Genomic DNA, 16,455 nt, shown 5'->3' with positions numbered 1-16,455 from the left:
GTTGCACGAAGAGATATATCAAATCGGTCGGGATGTCGTGGCGATGCAAATGCCCTCAATCGGTAGCCACCGGTGACGCGATCGAGGGTAGCTACGCGACGGGTTGAGTGTTTTTAACAGCGATCTCAAAGAAGGCCGAGACAATGGAAGGGCACCGCTGAGGAACTGAATTTCTGGCTCTTCTTTGTGGAGTTCAACGGTGGCGAGTTAGCAGACCCGGTGCAAGGTGAAATCGCATGCACTCGACGCATGCGATTTCACGCAGCGTAGCGGCCAGGTCGTTTTGTTTCCGCCACAACTGTCTCCGCGTGGTCACCGGAATCAAGGTGCTTTCGGCGTCAGATCACCAGAGGAAATACCCGGTTTTCGATGAGCCGCACAAGGTTTAGGGCAGTCATCTCAGACGATTTCGGATTGGTGGCCAGCGGGCGGTTTTCCATCCGAATTTCAATCCGCCCGAAGTCGCCTTCAGCGCTTATCTCATGCGTGTTGCATCGCGCGCATGGATCAACAACCAGCGAGACCCTTGTCCGATCTAGCCCTATCCCTGCCAGCGAGGTGATGACGGCCACGTTTGCATTTTGCGGAAAAGCATCGGCCGCCGCTCGGGCAGTATCTGAAAAGAACACCGTCGGTTCAGTCAACGCCTCAAAGTCGCACAATGCTTCTGCGCCGGTGCCGACCCATGCCTGCGCCGGCTTGATTATCCGGTGCTCTACAGAGGCAAGACCTAGCCGCGAGGCCGCGGCCAGCGCGTCGACCCCGCCCAAAGCGCCCGGTGGCACCAAGAGCCTGGCTCCACGGGAGTCGGCAAGTTTCGTCAGTTCGGCAAGTGCGCTATCGTCGACGAAGGCCGAGGTTGAGGAAATGGCTAAATCCATCCCAGCCTCCAACGCCATCCGCCCCCAGGGCAGGACGCTATCGCGCCCAGCCATCTCAACGGCAAGTGTCGCCTTGATGCCCTTGAGTTCGGCCGGATCAGAAATCAAAGCCGCTTCTTTCGGCAGGTTCCGGCGATCGCGACTTGCGTCGCGTACCGCCACGGAAACAATTCTAACGGGGCTGCGTCGTTCGGCCAGGAGCGCTGCCACCCGAGCGCCGATCGAGCCCCAACCGATGAGGCAGATATCCTCATACGCCGACATAGCGATGCACCGTTTTATGGTCGCGGTCCAGATCTCCGCCGGTGCCCGACCAGACAACGTGACCTTTTTCGATGATGTAATGGCGGTCCGCGAGCTTCTTCAGTACCGCTAGGTTCTTGTCGATCAACAGGATTGACTGGCCAAGCGACCGCAAGCGGGTGATGCAGTTCCATATTTCCAAGCGGATCACGGGTGCTAGGCCCTCGGTCGCCTCGTCGAGGATAAGTAGATGCGGGTTAATCATCAGCGCCCGCCCGACTGCCAGCATCTGCTGTTCACCTCCTGATAGAGTTCCCGCTGTCTGGCCGGCCCGCTCGCGCAGGCGGGGGAAAAGGTCATAGACTTTTTCCAGGGTCCAGGGGTCCGAACGTCCCAATCGGTTGGCAGCGGTTGCGATCAAATTCTCTCGAACGGTGAGCGTCGGGAAAATTTGCCTCCCCTCGGGCACGAGGCCGACACCAAGCCGTGCCACGCGCTCCGGGGCAAATCCGGTGGTGTCGCGTCTGCCAATTTCGATCCGCCCGCCCGTAGGCCGCACCAAACCCATGATGGTGCGGATCGTGGTAGTCTTACCCATGCCGTTGCGGCCCATCAATGTGACGAGTTCACCTTCATGGACCTCGAAGCTCACATCAAACAGCACCTGTCCATTGTCATACCCAGCCTGGAGGCCTTGGACTTTCAGCATAGCTGGTCCTCCAAACCCAGGTAGGCGTCCCGCACCTCGCCGCTTGCCCGGATATCGTCGGCGGTGCCGGTCAGCATCAGCCGCCCGTAGACAAGGACGGAGATCCGGTCGGCCAGCGCATAGACCGCCTCCATGTCGTGCTCGACCAAGAGCATCGAGACTTTGCCGCGCAGCCCCTGCAGCGTCTCGATCATCTGCTGGCTTTCCAGGCGGCCGAGCCCCGCCATAGGTTCGTCGAGAAGGAGAAGCTTCGGTCTGCCGGCAAGCGCCATCAGGAGTTCGAGTTGCTTGCGTTCGCCACTTGAAAGGCTCCCCGCCAACACGTCACGGCGTGCTTCGAGGCGGTTTTTATCAAGAAGCTCATCCGCTTCAGCCAAAATCGAAACGCGTCCGCGCGCGGTATCGAGGATACGAAAATTGTCGCCTTGCCGCGCCTGTACGGCCAGGCAGATATTCTGGTGCGCAGTGAAGTCGTTTAGCAGGTTCGTGATCTGGAATGTCCGTGCGAGGCCGCGCTTCATCCTCTCCGCGGCAGGCCACGCGGTAATGTCTTCGCCTAGGAGCTTTATCCGCCCCTCGTTGGGGATCAGTTCGCCACAGAGCAGGTTGATAAGCGTGGATTTGCCGGCCCCATTGGGCCCTATCAATGCATGAATGTGCCCGGTCGTCACGTTCAATGACACATGATCGGTTGCGATCAGGCCCGCGAAGCGTTTCACCAAGCCGTCGATTGTGAGGATCGTGTTCATGTTGGCGTCATCCGAACTTTGCGAGCGATCGAGTCGAACAGTCCCTGGACGCCACCCTTGGTGCCAAGCACAATCGCCAGCAGGATAAGACCCATGGCGAGCTGCCAGTGCTCGGTCCAGGACGCGAGGTAGGTGTGGAGGATCAGGAAGGCCCCCGCGCCCCAGATGGGGCCGAAGAAAGTGCCCACCCCGCCAAGAATGACCATGATCAGCAACTCACCGGACTTGTTCCAGTGAAGTGTATCCGGGCTGGCAAAGCGCATGAACACCGCCATCAAGCCGCCGGCGAGACCGGCGCCCATACCGGCCAACACGAAGCCGTACAGCTTGTATCGATAGGAGCTTACCCCCATCGCAGTCATTCGCCGCTCGTTCTGACGGATGCCCGACAGAACCGTGCCGAACGAGGAGTGCACTACCCGCCAGAGAAACGCGAAGAACAGCACCATCACGACCAGAATGACGTAATACATCGCCGTTTTGTCGCGCAGGCTCAAGGCGAAGAGATCATTGGCTCGCCGCACGATAACCCCGTCCTCACCGCCATAGGTCTTGAGCGAGACGAAGAAGAAATAAAGCATCTGGGCAAAGGCCAGTGTGATCATGATGAACTGCACGCCACTTGTGCGTAGCGCCAGCAATCCGACAATTAGCGCCGCAAACCCAGCCACGAGAACCGCTGCCGGCAACGTTACCAAGAGCTGGTCGGAACCGGGTATCAAGCCCCAGAGCGGCACTCCCTCGGCATGATGGTAGTAAAGGATACCCACTACATAGTTGCCAATCCCGAAGAAGGCCGCATGGCCGAACGAAACCATTCCACCATAACCGAGGATGAAGTTGAGGCTGGCTGCTGCTATGGCATAGATCATGATGCGCGACGTCAGGCCGACCAATGCCAGTTGGCCCGTGGCCTCTGCAGCGAAGGGCAGGACGACCAGACAGAAGATCGCCGGAACGATGAAGATCAGATGTTGCCGCATCGCTCAGCCGCCCGCCTGGAACAGGCCGCGGGGCCGGAACAAGAGCACAATGCCCATCATCAGATAGATTCCCATGGATGCGATGCCCACCCCAAGCGCATCAGCTTCCGACCCCGCCATTATCTGGCGTAATATCCCCGGGAGGAAGGCACGTAGGCAGGTGTCGACTATGCCGAGCAGAATGCCGGCCACGAAGGCGCCCTTGATCGAACCGACGCCGCCGATAACCACCACGACGAAGGTAGCCAACAGGATTTGCTCACCCATGCCCACCTGGACCGCCAGCACCGGGCTGGTCATGAAACCCGCGAGCCCCGCCAGAAGAGCTCCAAGGCTGAAGATCAGTGTGTAGAGCAGGCGGATATCAACACCGAGCGCTCGCACCATTTCTCGATTGGTCGAGCCGGCGCGCACCAGCATACCGATCCGTGTGCGGTTGATCAGGAAATACAATCCAAGGGCCACGCCGAGGCCCGCTGCGATAATAAGAAGACGGAAAGGCGGATAAACCAAACCTGGCAGCAATTCGATCGGTGTCGAAATCGATGCGGGAAGTTCGACGAACATCGGTTCACGGCCGAAAAGCAGGACCGTGAGCTCGTTGAAGATCAAGATCAGCGCAAAGGTGGCCAGCACCTGATCAAGGTGGTCGCGCGCGTAAAGTCTGCGCATGACACCCAGTTCGATGATCCAACCGGCCAGCGTGGCACCGACTAGCGCCGCCGGCAGGCCCAGCCAAAAGTTTCCTGTCTGGCTGGCGACCCATGCGCCGACGACCGCACCCACCATGTAAAGGGAGCCATGGGCCAGGTTGATGAGGCCCATGATGCCGAAGATCAGTGTGAGACCCGCAGCCAGCAGGAACAGCGTTATGCCGTAAAGCAGACCGTTCAAAAGCTGTTCGAGAATGAGTGTCATGTCGGTGTACCCTGCGTTGGGTGATGCGATCTATCAGTGCGCCGTGCGCTCATTCCGCTCCACGTCGCCCTAGGCTGCTACTCGTCAGAGCTTGCAATTGGCCGAATAGCTGTCGCCGATGTCTTCCGCGAGCTTCTTACGAGTCACGGTGGTAGCCACGCTGTTCTCGCCCTTCACCACTTCCACAAGGTACCAATCTTGCACAGGATGCTGATTAGGCCCGAAGGCGAAATCTCCACGGACAGAGGCGAAATCAGCCTTTCTCAGCGCCGCACGGACCGCATCGATGTCGTCGACGCCCCCGGTCACCTTCAGGGCTGAGGCGATCAACTTCGCGGTGTCATAACCCTGCGAAGCGTAGGTGGTTATTGGGCGGGCGGGAAACGCTGCTTTCCAGCTCGAAACGAACGCCCTGTTCGCCTCATTGTCCAGATCTGCTGCCCAATGGCTGGTGGCGACCTGGCCAACCACCGCATCGCCAAGAGCCTTGAGCATCACGCCGTCGCTGTTTGCCTCCGAAAGCACCATCGGGAATTTGCCGAGAAGGCCGGCCTGCTGGTACTGGCGCAGGAAGGCGATGCCGAGCCCACCTGGATGGAACTGATAAACCACATCCGGCGCTGCGGCACGGATCTGCGCCATTTCCGCCGAATAGTCTGTCTGCTCCAGCTGAGTGTATATTTCGCCGACGATTTCACCATTAAAGGTACGTTTGAAACCTTCGAGCGCGTCCTTGCCGGCCTGGTAGTTCGGCGCCAGTAGGAACGCGCGCTTGTAGCCGAGATCCCTGGCCGCTATGCCGGAAACTTCGTGCAGCGTGTCATTTTGCCAGGAAACAACGAAATAATTTTCGTTGCACTCCTTGCCCGCCAGGTTCGATGGACCGGCATTAGCGCTGATGTAGATTGCGCCATTGTCCACAATGTCGGGCACTGTCGCGCCGGCTACGTTCGAGAAAATGATGCCTGACATCAGCTTGACGCCCTGCTCGTTCAAAAGCTTCTCAGCGATCTGCCGGCCGTTCGCCGGCTTGGCTGCGTCATCCTCGACGATCAGGTTGACCGGCACACCGCCGAGCTTCCCGCCTTCTTCGTCGATTGCAAGCTGCATGCCGTCGCGCACGTCCTGGCCCAAATAGCCACCCGGACCGGAGAGGGTTGTGATGACACCGATCTTCACCGGTTCCTGGGCCAGGGCCGAGGTTGCAAGGCTCACAAAGAGGCTGAATGCGAGAGTTGTTTTCTTCACGATACAAGTTCCCCTGTTGCTTTTTGTTTGTCGATCTCATGCCGTCAGCCCCAATTTGGATCGGGGCTGACGGCGGTTACAGTCAGAGTTGGACCCAGTCCGTCGGCGGTACTTTGCCCGGATGTACCGTCCCGCAGTTCGGGCAGGTGCGCAGCGCCTTGTCGTTGTAGAAAGTGGCGTAGATTGGCGGCAGGTCATCGACGATCGATTCGAGATCCACCTCGGCGCGATGGACAAGATGCGTGCATTCGAAGCAGTACCACTCCACCGCATCCAGAGCGCCTTCCGGACGGGTTGCCTCGATGACGAGTCCGATGGACCCTTCCTGCGGGCGCTGCGGAGAGTGGCGGACGTGCGGAGGGAGAAGGAAGATATCGCCTTCGCGGATTGGCACGTCGTAGAATTCGCCGTTCGATGTGTCATGCAGCTTGAGCAGCATGTCGCCCTTTAGCTGGTAAAAGAATTCCTCGACCGGATCGTCGTGGTAGTCGGTGCGTTTGTTCGGGCCGCCAACGATGGTGACCATCAGATCGGCATTCTTCCAGATCTGCTGATTGCCCACCGGCGGCTTCAGCAGATGCGCGTGCTCGTCGATCCATTTCTGCAGATTGAAGGCGCTCAGTTTGCTCATCTCATTCCCTTTCTATTCGTCGCTCAGACGAATCTCAGTCCACAGGTCTCGAAAGCATCGCGGGTTTGGCGTTTCTGTTCTTCGGACAATTCGAGAAGCGGCTGCCGCACCGGACCGCCAGCCTGGCCCAAAAGCTCCTGCCAGTATTTCTGGTGCGAATGCAGCTTCTCGGCAGGGCGGGTTCGTCGGATAGCGTCGCGAACGGGCTGCAGGGTCGCGCTGACGGCGCGGGCTTCTTCCGCCTTTCCGGCAAAGGCAAGTTCCGTATAGTCGCGCATCCTGTGGTCGGCTTTGGTCTGCAACGTGTAGGGCGGCGACGAGCAGAGATAAAGCTGCCAGTTCAGCTCGAGAATATTGTCGAGCCATTCCTCCTCGGAGGCAGTCGAAACAAGGATACGGTCGCCGGCAAGCGCGGTTAGGCTCTTGTACATGTCTCGCGGCACCGAATATTTGATCGCTACCACAGTCTCGATATCGGCAAGGCGATTACATAGCTCCGGGCTCATCAGATAGCCGCTGTCAGGATGCGACCAAAGCGCTATGCCGATGTCCACTTTTGATGCGATGGTTTCGTAGTAGCGGGTCAGGGTTTCGTCTTGTGCTTTCAGGAAATGCAGCACGGGAGCATGAACGACGATGTAGTCGGCACCGCAAGCCTGCGCGTGTTTCGCAAGATCGATCACCACATCCATGTTCTGATCTGAACAGGACATAATCGTCTGCGCCTTGTCGCCGACCGCCTCGACCGACAGATCGAACATGCGCTTGCGCTCATCGATGGACATCGAGAAGAACTCGCCCTGCTTGCCGGCGACGAAAAGCCCGTCAATACCTAGATCGTTGATCCAGTGCTCGACATTGCGCCGGTAGAGATCATCATCAATCGCGCCGTCGGCGGTGAAAGGCGTATTGGCGGCAGCCCAGACACCGCGCATCGTCGCGCGGGAATGTGCCTTGGCATCCTTGCGAGTGTATTTCATATGCATTCCTTATCGTCGTCCGGTAACGGACCGGAGCGTGCTTGTTCGGAAAAGAGGGGCGTGCTGGCGCGGTAGGTCATTGTGAGTCAGCAAGCTTCGTCGCCGATCCATGTTCATGGCCGCCTCAACACTCCTCTCCCGATCCGTACCGCAGCAAATCCTGTGCCCTCATCCGACCCCATTTTTTTTCATGCGTGAAGACGAACATTCGGTATATATTCATGAGGATTAGAACATGAGTGTCATTATCCATGCGCCCGACATTGCGTCAGATCGAATCCTTCAAAGCCGTGGTCGAGTCGGGGAACTTCTCGCGCGCGGCCGAGAGCATGCAGACCTCGCAAGCAAATCTTTCGCACACAATCCGCGATCTCGAATTGGTTCTGGGCGCGCGGCTGTTCGACCGGACAACCCGAAGGGTCGATATGACCGACGCGGGTCGCGCCTTCGCGGCTGGCGCCCTTGCCGGCCTGAGTGAGATCGACCGTGCTGCCGAATACGTGCGCGACCTCAGCAGCCTGAAACGCGGCCTCGTGCGAATTGCCGCGCCACCGCTTCTCGCATGCACCATCCTGCCGCGGCTTCTGCGCGAGGTTGCGGCTGCGCATCCCGATTTGGTCTTGCGCATCGAGGACGTGAGCACCGACATCATTGTCGAGCAGGTGCGAAGCGGCCGCTGTGATCTCGGTGTTGGCACCTTCTCGCCGGGCGAGGCAGGGCTCGAATCACAGCCCGGACTGCAGGACAGCCTGATGGTTTTCTGTACTCCCGATGACGATTTCGCTGGGCGCAGCCATATCCGCTGGGCTGAGCTTCGAGATCATAAAATCATTACGCTCACACGAGAAAGCAGCATTCGATTGCTGACCGAATTCGGCTTCGAGTCGGCTGGACTTCCCCTGCACCACCAACTGGAGGTCCACCAAATAAATACTGCTCTTTCGCTGGTCGAGAACGGTGCCGGAATTGCAATCCTTCCGGCCTATTCGCTTGCGGCGCTGAAGGGCCGCGGCATTGTCGCGCGTCCGCTGGTCGACCCAGCAATCGTGCGCGAGGTTCGGCTTATCACCGCGCGCGACCGCACACCCTCTGTCGCCACCATCGCCGCTCGAAGCATACTGCGCCGGGTACTGCGCGAGATGGTACCCGAAGTCGTCTGAATAGTGGGGAATGTGTTTTTCCGCCAAAGCTCGTCGCAAGCAAAGACCTGAATTAAGCAAATGTGCAAGTTTCCTCTCAAACAGGAATTCTAGAATAATTCAGATCGCCGATTTTCCTTTCTCGAAAACACCGTACGCGGAGCTGCCCATCATGCCGCGCGCACCGCAGCAAACTGCCGTCAGCCCCTCAGTGCAACGCGGTCCTCGGTGCGCCGCGCCAAAGCGACCTTGTTGCGCGGATCGCCGGCACAAGATAGCCAAGCAGAAATTCAAGGTCACGAATTGGTCGGCGTATAATGAAAGCCTGAGACAACGCGGTGATTTGACGGTCTGGGTAAGCGATGAGGCGCTTGGTCAGTGGCCGGCGTCGCGGCGGACGTCGCGTGGTGGCCAGCCGAAATATTCTGACCTGGCAATTGCGAGGTGTCTGACCCTGCGTGTTGTTTACGATCTGCCTTTGCGCCAAACTCAAGGCCTGATGCGCAGTATCGCGAAACTGATGAGAGTTGATATTGCGCCGGATTTTTCCACCCTGTCGCGCCGGGGCAAGGGACTGGCTTTACCGTCAATCCGGTACCGGTCAGCAAGCCGGGCCCCAGTTCACATTGTGGTCGATAGCACGGGCCTAAAGGTCTTTGGTGAGGGCGAATGGCTGGAAAACAAGCACAAAATCAAAGTCAAACGGAGGAAATGGCGCAAGCTTCACATTGGTCTTGATCTTGTCAGCGGCGAGATCATTTGCTCCAATCTGACTACAGACGATGTCGGTGATCCCACAGCCTTGGCTGATCTTCTGGATCAGATTGATGGTTCTGTGGAGCGCTTTATCGCCGATGGTGCCTATGATGGATCGCCGACCCGTGATCTTTTGGCGGACCGCCTTGGCGAAATCGTGGAGGTCATTATCCCGCCTCCCAAGACAGCAGTCCAAAGCCCGCAATCGGCACTGGACCCATCGATACGCGACCGCCACATCGCGGAAATCGAGACCAAGGGACGAATGGCCTGGCAGAAATCCACCGGCTATAACCAGCGCAGCCGGGTTGAGACCCAAATGGGTCGATGGAAGACGGTGATCGGGCCGAAACTCAAAGCGAGGAATTTCGACAACCAGACGACTGAAGCAAAAATCGGCGTCCGTGTTCTCAACCGGATGACTGAGCTTGGCCGTCCAGAGTTCAGGCGTGTGGCACGAAAAATCTGAAGGGTTGGGCTTTCTCGACCGGAATGTGATCGATGCAACAAAGTCGCCCTCACCGTGGGCTTACAGAGTAACCAAGGCTCCGCCAAACCCATTTTCCATGCCTTCCGCAGCAAAATTCAGGATCGTTTCAGCGTTGTCGGTCATGAATGCGCAGTAGGGTACAGCCGGCGCGGAGTCGAGAAGATGAGGCGATGTCGGCATGAAGGTAAGACTGTATGTCCGTCTTTCGTGGTCGAGGTGGCTCGCCCTACACTGGTCTTCCGAGGGTTGCTCGGATCAGCTGAGCCGATCCTCATCACAGGAGGACGAGCCGTGGCAGATTATAGAGAAGCTTTCGTCGGAATCGACGTTGCCAAACTGAAGAATGCGATTGCAGTTGCCGAATCTGGTCGGGATGGAGAGGTGCGGTATTTCGGCGAAGTTGAGGCGACGGACGCCGGTATGCGTCGCATCATTCAGCGAATAGCCGCGAAGTTTGATCACGTGCATTTCTGCTACGAAGCCGGCCCGACCGGTTATGGCCTCCATCGGCTGATCCAATCCCTTGGCCATGAATGCATGGTTGTCGCCCCGTCATTGATCCCGAGGAAGCCTGGCGACCGGGTGAAGACGAACCGTCGAGATGCACTCGCGCTTGCCCGGCTATTGAGGGCCGGCGAACTCACGGCCGTCTGGGTTCCCGACGAGGGACATGAGGCTATCCGAGATCTCGTGCGCGCTCGGGCGGCGGCTGTCGAGGCATTACGGGTTCACCGGCAACAAGTCGGGGCCTTTATGCTCAAACATGGTCGGATCTATCCACGCAAGACAGGCTGGACAGCACCGAAGGTTTACTCCGATTGAAATTGCGCACACGCGACCAACCTGCGAGAAGAACATATGGCCGAAACCCATTGCCTGGATGAACTTGGCGAACTGCTGTTGAGCGGCGGAGTAGATGTTATTGATCTTACCGCACCCCTCGGACCGGAAACACCGCTCTTGGAACTGCCCCAAGGTTTGGGTGCCAACACGCCGACCATCGAGATCCACAAGATCTCGGAATACGATGAAAAAGGCGGTCAATGGGCCTGGAACTGGCTGAAGCTCGGCGAGCACTCGGGCACGCACTTCGATGCGCCACATCACTGGGTCACGGGGAAGAATTTTGTCGATGGCTACACGGACACCATGCCAGTCCGGAACTGTGTCGCACCAGTGAACGTGATCGACTGCGCCGGCAACGCAGCAGAAGATCCGGAATTTCTACTTACTGCGGCAGATGTGAAGATGTGGGAAGCGCGTCATGGCGAGATCAGACCGGGGGAATGGGTATTGATGCGAACCGACTGGGATAAGAGAAACCACTCGAGGGAGTGCTTTTTCAACGCGGACCAGAACGGTCCCCGCTATCCTGGCCCTTCTTCAGACTGCATCGATTACATCATCGACCGGGGTGCGATCGGATTGGGCGTCCAACCCATCAGCACCGACGCAAGTAGTTCGAGCAGGCTCCCGGTGCCATTTCCCGCCCATGTCAAGCTGCACGCCGCTAACCGCTATGGGCTCGCAAGTCTGGCAAACCTCGACCAAGTTCCGGCGAAAGGGGCTATCTTGATCGCTGCGCCTCTTAAGATCGTCAAGGGCACAGGTAGTCCAGTCCGAGCACTTGCGCTTGTGCCGAAGCGCCTTAGTGTCGCTACCTGATCGACGGACCCTGAATCCCGGCCCATCGGACCGGGCACTCCCCGAACGCACGCCGCCATCTGCCTGCACCTCAGTCGAAGTCTCTACATCGAAGGCGATCCAGGAACCGGTCTGTAAACGCGAGGCGGTATGTTACCATGGAGGTCCGAGCTATGCTCAGTGTCTCATTCTCATGGGCGGCCCTGGTGTCGAAGCTGATACGCTTCGGTCCTGACGGGCAGCTCTTTCGAACTTGACAGTCTCACCGGTCCGACCCTCTGCAAATTCCAGGGGCAACGAGAATTAGTTGTCGTGCAACTTCACTTCACCGCAGAAACTCTCACAGGGAGCAATTGCTATCGCCGGCGGTAGGCAGCGAAGATTTAACGCGCGATTTTATCAAGGGATACGACACGGTCGACACCGCGCAGCCATGAACGGGTCGGAGGCCAACCGATATTGACTGTGCCTCGCTGAGGCTTACAGTCGGAACTGCGCTACAACGCAGTGCTAGCTGCACCCCGGTCACACTCCCAAGGATCCATCATGTCAGCCCAGGGCTCGAATAGAGCACTCGTGATCGTCGCCGTTATGGCCAGCATGGCGATGATCGCCATCGAGGCGACGATCGTGGCCACCGCCATGCCGCAGATTGCCGCCCAGCTTGGCGAAATCAACCTCTATAGTTGGACATTCTCGTCCTTCCTTCTCGCCCAGACAGCGACGACGATCATTTTCGGAAGGCTGGCGGATATTTTCGGTCGCAAGCCGGTCATACTCGTGGGGATCGGCATCTTTCTGGTCGGCACGATTTTCGCCGGTTTCGCGCAGTCCATGACCACTCTTATCGCGTTCCGGCTGCTGCAGGGCCTGGGTGCCGGCGCAATCCAACCGACCGCGATGACGATCGTGGCGGACCTCTATCCACTCCATGAGCGCGGCAAGATCCAGGGCTATCTCGCCGGGGTCTGGGCCGTCTCGGCCGTTGTCGGCCCACTCACGGGCAGCCTCATCATCAATTCGCTGTCCTGGTCATGGGTGTTCTGGGTCAATATTCCCGTCAGCATTCTCGCCGCGCTCGGTTTCATTCTGTTCCTCCACGAGGATTTCCAGAAGCGCGATGAGAAGGTCGACGTGGTGGGAGCCCTTCTGTTTTCCATCGCCGTAGGCGCACTGATGATAGGGCTTACGGATATCGAGAAGGCATCCTCGACTTACATCTTCACCTGCGGCGTCGTGTTCCTCGCGGCGCTGGGGCTGTTCTTCTGGCAAGAAATCCGGGCGACGCATCCTATGCTGTCGCTCGATTTGTGGCTGCGCCGCCCGATTGCCAGTTCCAACATGGTCACCTTCACCGCCGGCATGGCCATGATGGGTTTGACGACGTTTCTCCCGATTTACATCCAGACCGTTCTCAACCGCTCAGCTCTAGTGGCAGGGCTGACGCTCTCAGCCATGCTGCTCGGTTGGCCAGCCGCCGCGACCTTTGCCGCGAGAAGTTTCCACAGGACCGGCATTAGACCCTTGATGATAACAGGCAGCGTATTCGTACCGCTTGGCTCCAGCTTTCTCCTCCTGCTGTCGCCCTCAAGCAGCCCATGGGTCGCGGCGACGGGCTCGTTGATCGTCGGCGTCGGGATGGGCCTCACGAGCATTTCCGCATTGATGCTGATCCAGGCCTCCGCAGGCGCGACCGAGCGCGGTAGCGCCACTGCGTCCAACATTTTCTCGCGTAACCTTGGCAGCACGCTCGGCGCCTCACTCTTTGGCGCAGTCCTGAATTACGGCCTCCTTCATTCCACCGGAGGCAATTCGGTCACCGCCGGGCAGTTGCAAGATCTGCTGAACAGAACGACCGAGATCGCGGCGACGGTCGCGCCAATCAGGGCAGCGCTACAGGATTCGCTTCACCTCACATTCTCCGCGATGGTCCTGTTTGCAGGTCTTACCGTCATCGCCAGCGTCTTCGTGCCGTCGCTGCCCGTCGGGGCGCCGCCCAACGACGGTCGCAAGTCGAGCTAGTTTGGTCGCTGGTTGGGGAAGATGGCATTGGAACTGGAGAGACCGCGCCATCATAGCCTTGAGGGGAGTCGACTGCAGACCCAACGATACAAGAATTCATCGCGACTTGCCGTCTTGGGAGAGACTTTACCCAGTAGAGCAAGAGAAAGCGGCTGAAAGGCGGGCGATGAACGACTTTGCACGCCGATCATCGATACCGGTCGCAAGCAGGATCGCGCCAAAGACTGCGTTGCGATCGAAAAACGAGCCTGCCTTCAATCATTCGCGCATCTTTATGTGGGAGAGCTTAATCGGTCCGCCGCTATGCGGGTTGGAGGATCGATCCACACGATGTTCAACTGAAATTAAATCGCGCAAGCATTTTTCGAAGATGCATGTTCTGCTCGCGAAAATGTCCCGCCAGTAAGCCCTTCAGTCGCCGATTCTCTTCGTCAAGCGCGATCAACTCATCAGCAGGCACCTCGGCCTTAGCGACAGTTGGGCGCACCGTGGGTGCTATGTTTGTGCCTTCCGCTTGGCCCAGGCGTCGACGCTTCGCCATTCTTGGAGATCGCCGACCGGGCGTGTCCGGCTTCAATTGTGCGGCGGCATTCAAAGTCAGATCATCACCTTGATGAGATGGAGCGTTCTGCTCCGCCTCAATCGGCAATGCCACAATCAGCTTCGGGTCGCCGGTGCCTGTCTTGTCGTTCAGGTGAGTTTCGGACGCTGTATCCGTGTGCAGCTCCCTATCGTGCCCAATTGTTTCCGCCACCATGTTGGGTTCGAACAAATGCGGTGCGTCGGCTTCCGCCTTACGCACAATTGCCTTGAGATCAGTGTCCCCCCAAATGGAGGCCGGCTGCATCGTTAGACGCCGGCGCCCCGCTTTGCGTTCGACAATGAACTTTCGCTGCTGTGTTTTCATATTTATTCAGTCCATGCGATTGCTTGGCGGTGTTATGAGACGTCGAATCGTTCAAGCATCTTCTTAAGCTGAACATTCTGCAAATGCAGCTTGCGAGCCAATTGAATTCGCAGTTGCTTGATGTCCTCGTCCAGGCTTCCCACCTCATCGAGGAAGGCGTCTCGGGAGGACGAGGCTCGTGCGGCTCGATCCCTATTTGCAACGGCAGCGCTCTGTGCAGCCACGTCGGTGCTCTTCGCGCGTTCGAGTTTGTTCGTCAATGGTGTTTGCGGGGACTTCTTGTTCGGCTCTCTTTCCATCTGAAGCGCATGTGACCGAGCGGTCGACTGGATAGGCTTGCCACGCGCTGGAGAATGCGACGCTTCGGCATCATCAGGCACCACGACTGCCGGCGGGACAGCGACATCGTGTTCATCTTGACTTGAGGTCGGTGTCTTCAATTCCGACGGTCGGCTTTCATCGAGCTCAGATCCACGAGACGCTTCCATTGCGTCCAACGGAACGCCCGACGATTGTTGCGCTCCACTTTGGCTTCTCTCAGTGTCGGGGTCATGCCCGATCGAACTCGCGAGCGGTTCTGCCGACCGTCGCTGCGGTATGAATTGAGCAAGGAATTTCCATGGTGATTTCATAGCGCTTCAACCTCGGGCAAACCGGACCATGACGTTGTCGCACCTTCGGAGCGGGCTCGATGCGAGCCCGGCGAATGTTTGCCGTTCCGACAATGTAGTGGTTGAGGCCGACGTAACAACCGTCTCGCTATTGATCGATCGGCGATCAATCGAGCCCGAGCCGCTTGCGCAGATCCGCATTTTCCGCACGCAGCTTTTCTGCCAGGGTTTTGCGGAGCCTCTTGTTCTCTTCCTCGAGCTGAATAAGGTCCGCCATCTCGTCCATTGCCGCGACGGGCGTCGTCACCGGTTGCTCGGCGGGCTTTGACCGCCTCTTTCGTCCAACTTCCTTGATAATGCCCTTCGCCCTGCGCTTGCCTGCAACTGGCGTTTCGGAAAGCAGCACCGTCGCGTCTGCGACCTGCTCGCTACGCTTCCGGCGGCCACTCGGCGGTTTCGCGACGGTCATGCCTCCCATCATGTCGACCGCGGCCTTCGGACGACGCGGTGCGTACTTCCTCTTCGTTGCCGGTGCGTCCGTCACGGCAGCGTCAGTATTGGAATTCGTAGTGTTCTCGTCGGCCATCAGTTATCTCCCTCTGCAGGCAACAATTCTTGTCGTCCGAGGGAATGACGAAGTCAACATTACCTGCGTGGGCCGACCACCGAGTGACCCCGGTGCTACGCTGATGGTTGATCCTCGCGCGACAATGGCCGATTGCCGCCGCAAAGCTCGCCTATTGCGCCGACATCCGATTTTAAGGACGCCCTACCCTGCACCAATCTCAATTCATCAGGCACGATCAAATGAAACCACCGGCTTTGAACAAGTCCTTCTGGCCTTGATCATCAATCAGATCATGGCGAATCTGTTTGAGGAGGAAACACCCGCCTCCCGCCTAAAGCAGGTGGCACTTATGGCGGCAATTGGAAACTCTACGGTGATCGAAAGCCGATCGGCCTAAGTGCATTAATGGGAGTAACGGGTCTGCCGCGAACGGGTGTCGCCGAAGCAGCGTGGTTCCTGACTGAGGAAAGGGGGGAAAACTCTTTGGGTCGCGGCCGGCGCGACGTTTCGAACTTGTTGCAGCGCTGGCCGCCGGTCTTGAGCCATTCACGGGCGTTCCACTAACCCGACTTTAGAAATCACGTCGTAACGCGTCGGTCCGATCTTCGTACGGCGCTACGTCCCTACCGCATTCATCAGTTTTGCGAAGTCGCTATAGATCATATCGCGAAGCCAAAGATGCCCGTCGAAAAAGAGCATCATCAGAGCCAATCCGACTATGAAGATAAGGAATGCCCGGGCCATGCCATGCGGGTCATGCACCTCTGTCTCCAGCACAGGATGGCCGCGCCGTTCCAGTTCCTCCAATAGGAATGGGAGTTGGGCTGCGAAGTGCACCTTCTTCCGCATCGGACCCGCGAGTGGCACAAGATCTTCAGTTCGGGCGATCGCGATACGTTTCTTGAACTCAGGCGCGAGCTCATTTTTGTCCAGGACGAAGGTCATCAGTTCGGCGTTGCTTTCGAATTGACGTGAA

At 58.2% G+C, this 16,455-nt stretch carries 17 protein-coding genes and 1 pseudogene; 6 read left to right on the top strand and 12 right to left on the bottom strand.

Features of this window, described 5'->3' with window-relative positions; all coding sequences use genetic code 11:
• Positions 1-338: 338 nt before the first annotated feature.
• The 8 genes from AC2YI2_RS30535 to AC2YI2_RS30500 all read right to left on the bottom strand — a co-directional run bounded on the left by AC2YI2_RS30535 (position 339) and on the right by AC2YI2_RS30500 (position 7,342).
• On the bottom strand, positions 339-1,145 hold the full coding sequence (locus AC2YI2_RS30535) for an aspartate dehydrogenase (RefSeq protein ID WP_487390307.1): 807 nt from the start codon (positions 1,143-1,145) through the stop codon (positions 339-341).
• Positions 1,132-1,833: an ABC transporter ATP-binding protein gene (locus AC2YI2_RS30530; RefSeq protein WP_487390306.1), complete on the bottom strand. Its 702-nt coding sequence runs from the start codon at positions 1,831-1,833 to the stop codon at positions 1,132-1,134. The genes AC2YI2_RS30535 and AC2YI2_RS30530 overlap by 14 nt, the downstream gene beginning before the upstream one ends.
• The gene (locus AC2YI2_RS30525; RefSeq protein WP_487390305.1) at positions 1,827-2,582 is read right to left on the bottom strand and encodes an ABC transporter ATP-binding protein; all 756 of its coding nucleotides are present in this window, start codon (positions 2,580-2,582) and stop codon (positions 1,827-1,829) included. The genes AC2YI2_RS30530 and AC2YI2_RS30525 overlap by 7 nt, the downstream gene beginning before the upstream one ends.
• Entirely contained in the window at positions 2,579-3,565 is a 987-nt protein-coding gene (locus AC2YI2_RS30520) for a branched-chain amino acid ABC transporter permease (protein ID WP_487390304.1), read from the bottom strand. Before AC2YI2_RS30520 ends, AC2YI2_RS30525 begins: the two co-directional genes overlap by 4 nt.
• A gap of 3 nt (positions 3,566-3,568) precedes the next feature.
• On the bottom strand, positions 3,569-4,483 hold the full coding sequence (locus AC2YI2_RS30515; protein WP_487390303.1) for a branched-chain amino acid ABC transporter permease: 915 nt from the start codon (positions 4,481-4,483) through the stop codon (positions 3,569-3,571).
• A gap of 84 nt (positions 4,484-4,567) precedes the next feature.
• Positions 4,568-5,731, bottom strand: coding sequence for an ABC transporter substrate-binding protein (locus AC2YI2_RS30510; RefSeq protein ID WP_487390302.1), 1,164 nt, complete (start codon positions 5,729-5,731; stop codon positions 4,568-4,570).
• Between the two features lie 82 nt (positions 5,732-5,813).
• Positions 5,814-6,362 (bottom strand): 3-hydroxyanthranilate 3,4-dioxygenase, encoded by a 549-nt coding sequence (locus tag AC2YI2_RS30505; protein ID WP_487390301.1) that lies wholly within the window; start codon positions 6,360-6,362, stop codon positions 5,814-5,816.
• 23 nt (positions 6,363-6,385) lie between these two features.
• Positions 6,386-7,342, bottom strand: coding sequence for a dihydrodipicolinate synthase family protein (locus AC2YI2_RS30500; protein ID WP_487390300.1), 957 nt, complete (start codon positions 7,340-7,342; stop codon positions 6,386-6,388).
• A 251-nt stretch (positions 7,343-7,593) separates the two neighbouring features.
• Here AC2YI2_RS30500 and AC2YI2_RS30495 point away from each other — a divergent pair, with 251 nt between their 5' ends.
• The 5 genes and pseudogenes from AC2YI2_RS30495 (at position 7,594) to AC2YI2_RS30475 (ending at position 13,393) form a co-directional block, all read left to right on the top strand.
• Complete coding sequence (locus tag AC2YI2_RS30495) at positions 7,594-8,502, top strand: LysR substrate-binding domain-containing protein (protein WP_487390299.1); 909 nt, start codon at positions 7,594-7,596, stop codon at positions 8,500-8,502.
• A gap of 151 nt (positions 8,503-8,653) precedes the next feature.
• Positions 8,654-9,706 carry an IS5 family transposase gene (locus AC2YI2_RS30490; RefSeq protein ID WP_487390298.1) on the top strand — a complete coding sequence of 351 codons (1,053 nt, stop codon included), beginning with the start codon at positions 8,654-8,656 and terminating at the stop codon, positions 9,704-9,706.
• A gap of 312 nt (positions 9,707-10,018) precedes the next feature.
• A pseudogene (locus AC2YI2_RS30485) lies at positions 10,019-10,525 on the top strand (IS110 family transposase); the annotation flags it as partial.
• A 60-nt stretch (positions 10,526-10,585) separates the two neighbouring features.
• The gene (locus AC2YI2_RS30480; RefSeq protein WP_487390297.1) at positions 10,586-11,392 is read left to right on the top strand and encodes a cyclase family protein; all 807 of its coding nucleotides are present in this window, start codon (positions 10,586-10,588) and stop codon (positions 11,390-11,392) included.
• A gap of 525 nt (positions 11,393-11,917) precedes the next feature.
• Positions 11,918-13,393 (top strand): MFS transporter, encoded by a 1,476-nt coding sequence (locus tag AC2YI2_RS30475; protein ID WP_487390296.1) that lies wholly within the window; start codon positions 11,918-11,920, stop codon positions 13,391-13,393.
• 334 nt (positions 13,394-13,727) lie between these two features.
• On the opposite strand, the gene AC2YI2_RS30470 is transcribed toward AC2YI2_RS30475, so the two are convergent.
• The 3 genes from AC2YI2_RS30470 to AC2YI2_RS30460 all read right to left on the bottom strand — a co-directional run bounded on the left by AC2YI2_RS30470 (position 13,728) and on the right by AC2YI2_RS30460 (position 15,497).
• On the bottom strand, positions 13,728-14,300 hold the full coding sequence (locus AC2YI2_RS30470; protein ID WP_487390295.1) for a hypothetical protein: 573 nt from the start codon (positions 14,298-14,300) through the stop codon (positions 13,728-13,730).
• A gap of 32 nt (positions 14,301-14,332) precedes the next feature.
• Positions 14,333-14,740: a hypothetical protein gene (locus tag AC2YI2_RS30465; protein WP_487390294.1), complete on the bottom strand. Its 408-nt coding sequence runs from the start codon at positions 14,738-14,740 to the stop codon at positions 14,333-14,335.
• A gap of 337 nt (positions 14,741-15,077) precedes the next feature.
• On the bottom strand, positions 15,078-15,497 hold the full coding sequence (locus AC2YI2_RS30460; RefSeq protein ID WP_487390293.1) for a SyrB-like regulator: 420 nt from the start codon (positions 15,495-15,497) through the stop codon (positions 15,078-15,080).
• A gap of 103 nt (positions 15,498-15,600) precedes the next feature.
• On the opposite strand from AC2YI2_RS30460, the gene AC2YI2_RS30455 reads away from it, so the two are divergent.
• Positions 15,601-15,876, top strand: a complete 276-nt coding sequence (locus AC2YI2_RS30455; protein ID WP_487390292.1) for a hypothetical protein — start codon at positions 15,601-15,603, stop codon at positions 15,874-15,876.
• 218 nt (positions 15,877-16,094) lie between these two features.
• Here the strand turns inward: AC2YI2_RS30455 and AC2YI2_RS30450 are convergent, their stop codons facing one another.
• On the bottom strand, positions 16,095-16,424 hold the full coding sequence (locus AC2YI2_RS30450; protein WP_487390291.1) for a hypothetical protein: 330 nt from the start codon (positions 16,422-16,424) through the stop codon (positions 16,095-16,097).
• Between the last annotated feature and the right edge of the window lie 31 nt (positions 16,425-16,455).

The sequence above is a fragment of the Rhizobium sp. SRI_017 genome (assembly GCF_057586295.1).
Note: the sequence above shows the minus strand (reverse complement) of the source record. Positions and strands in the feature narration are given on the sequence as shown.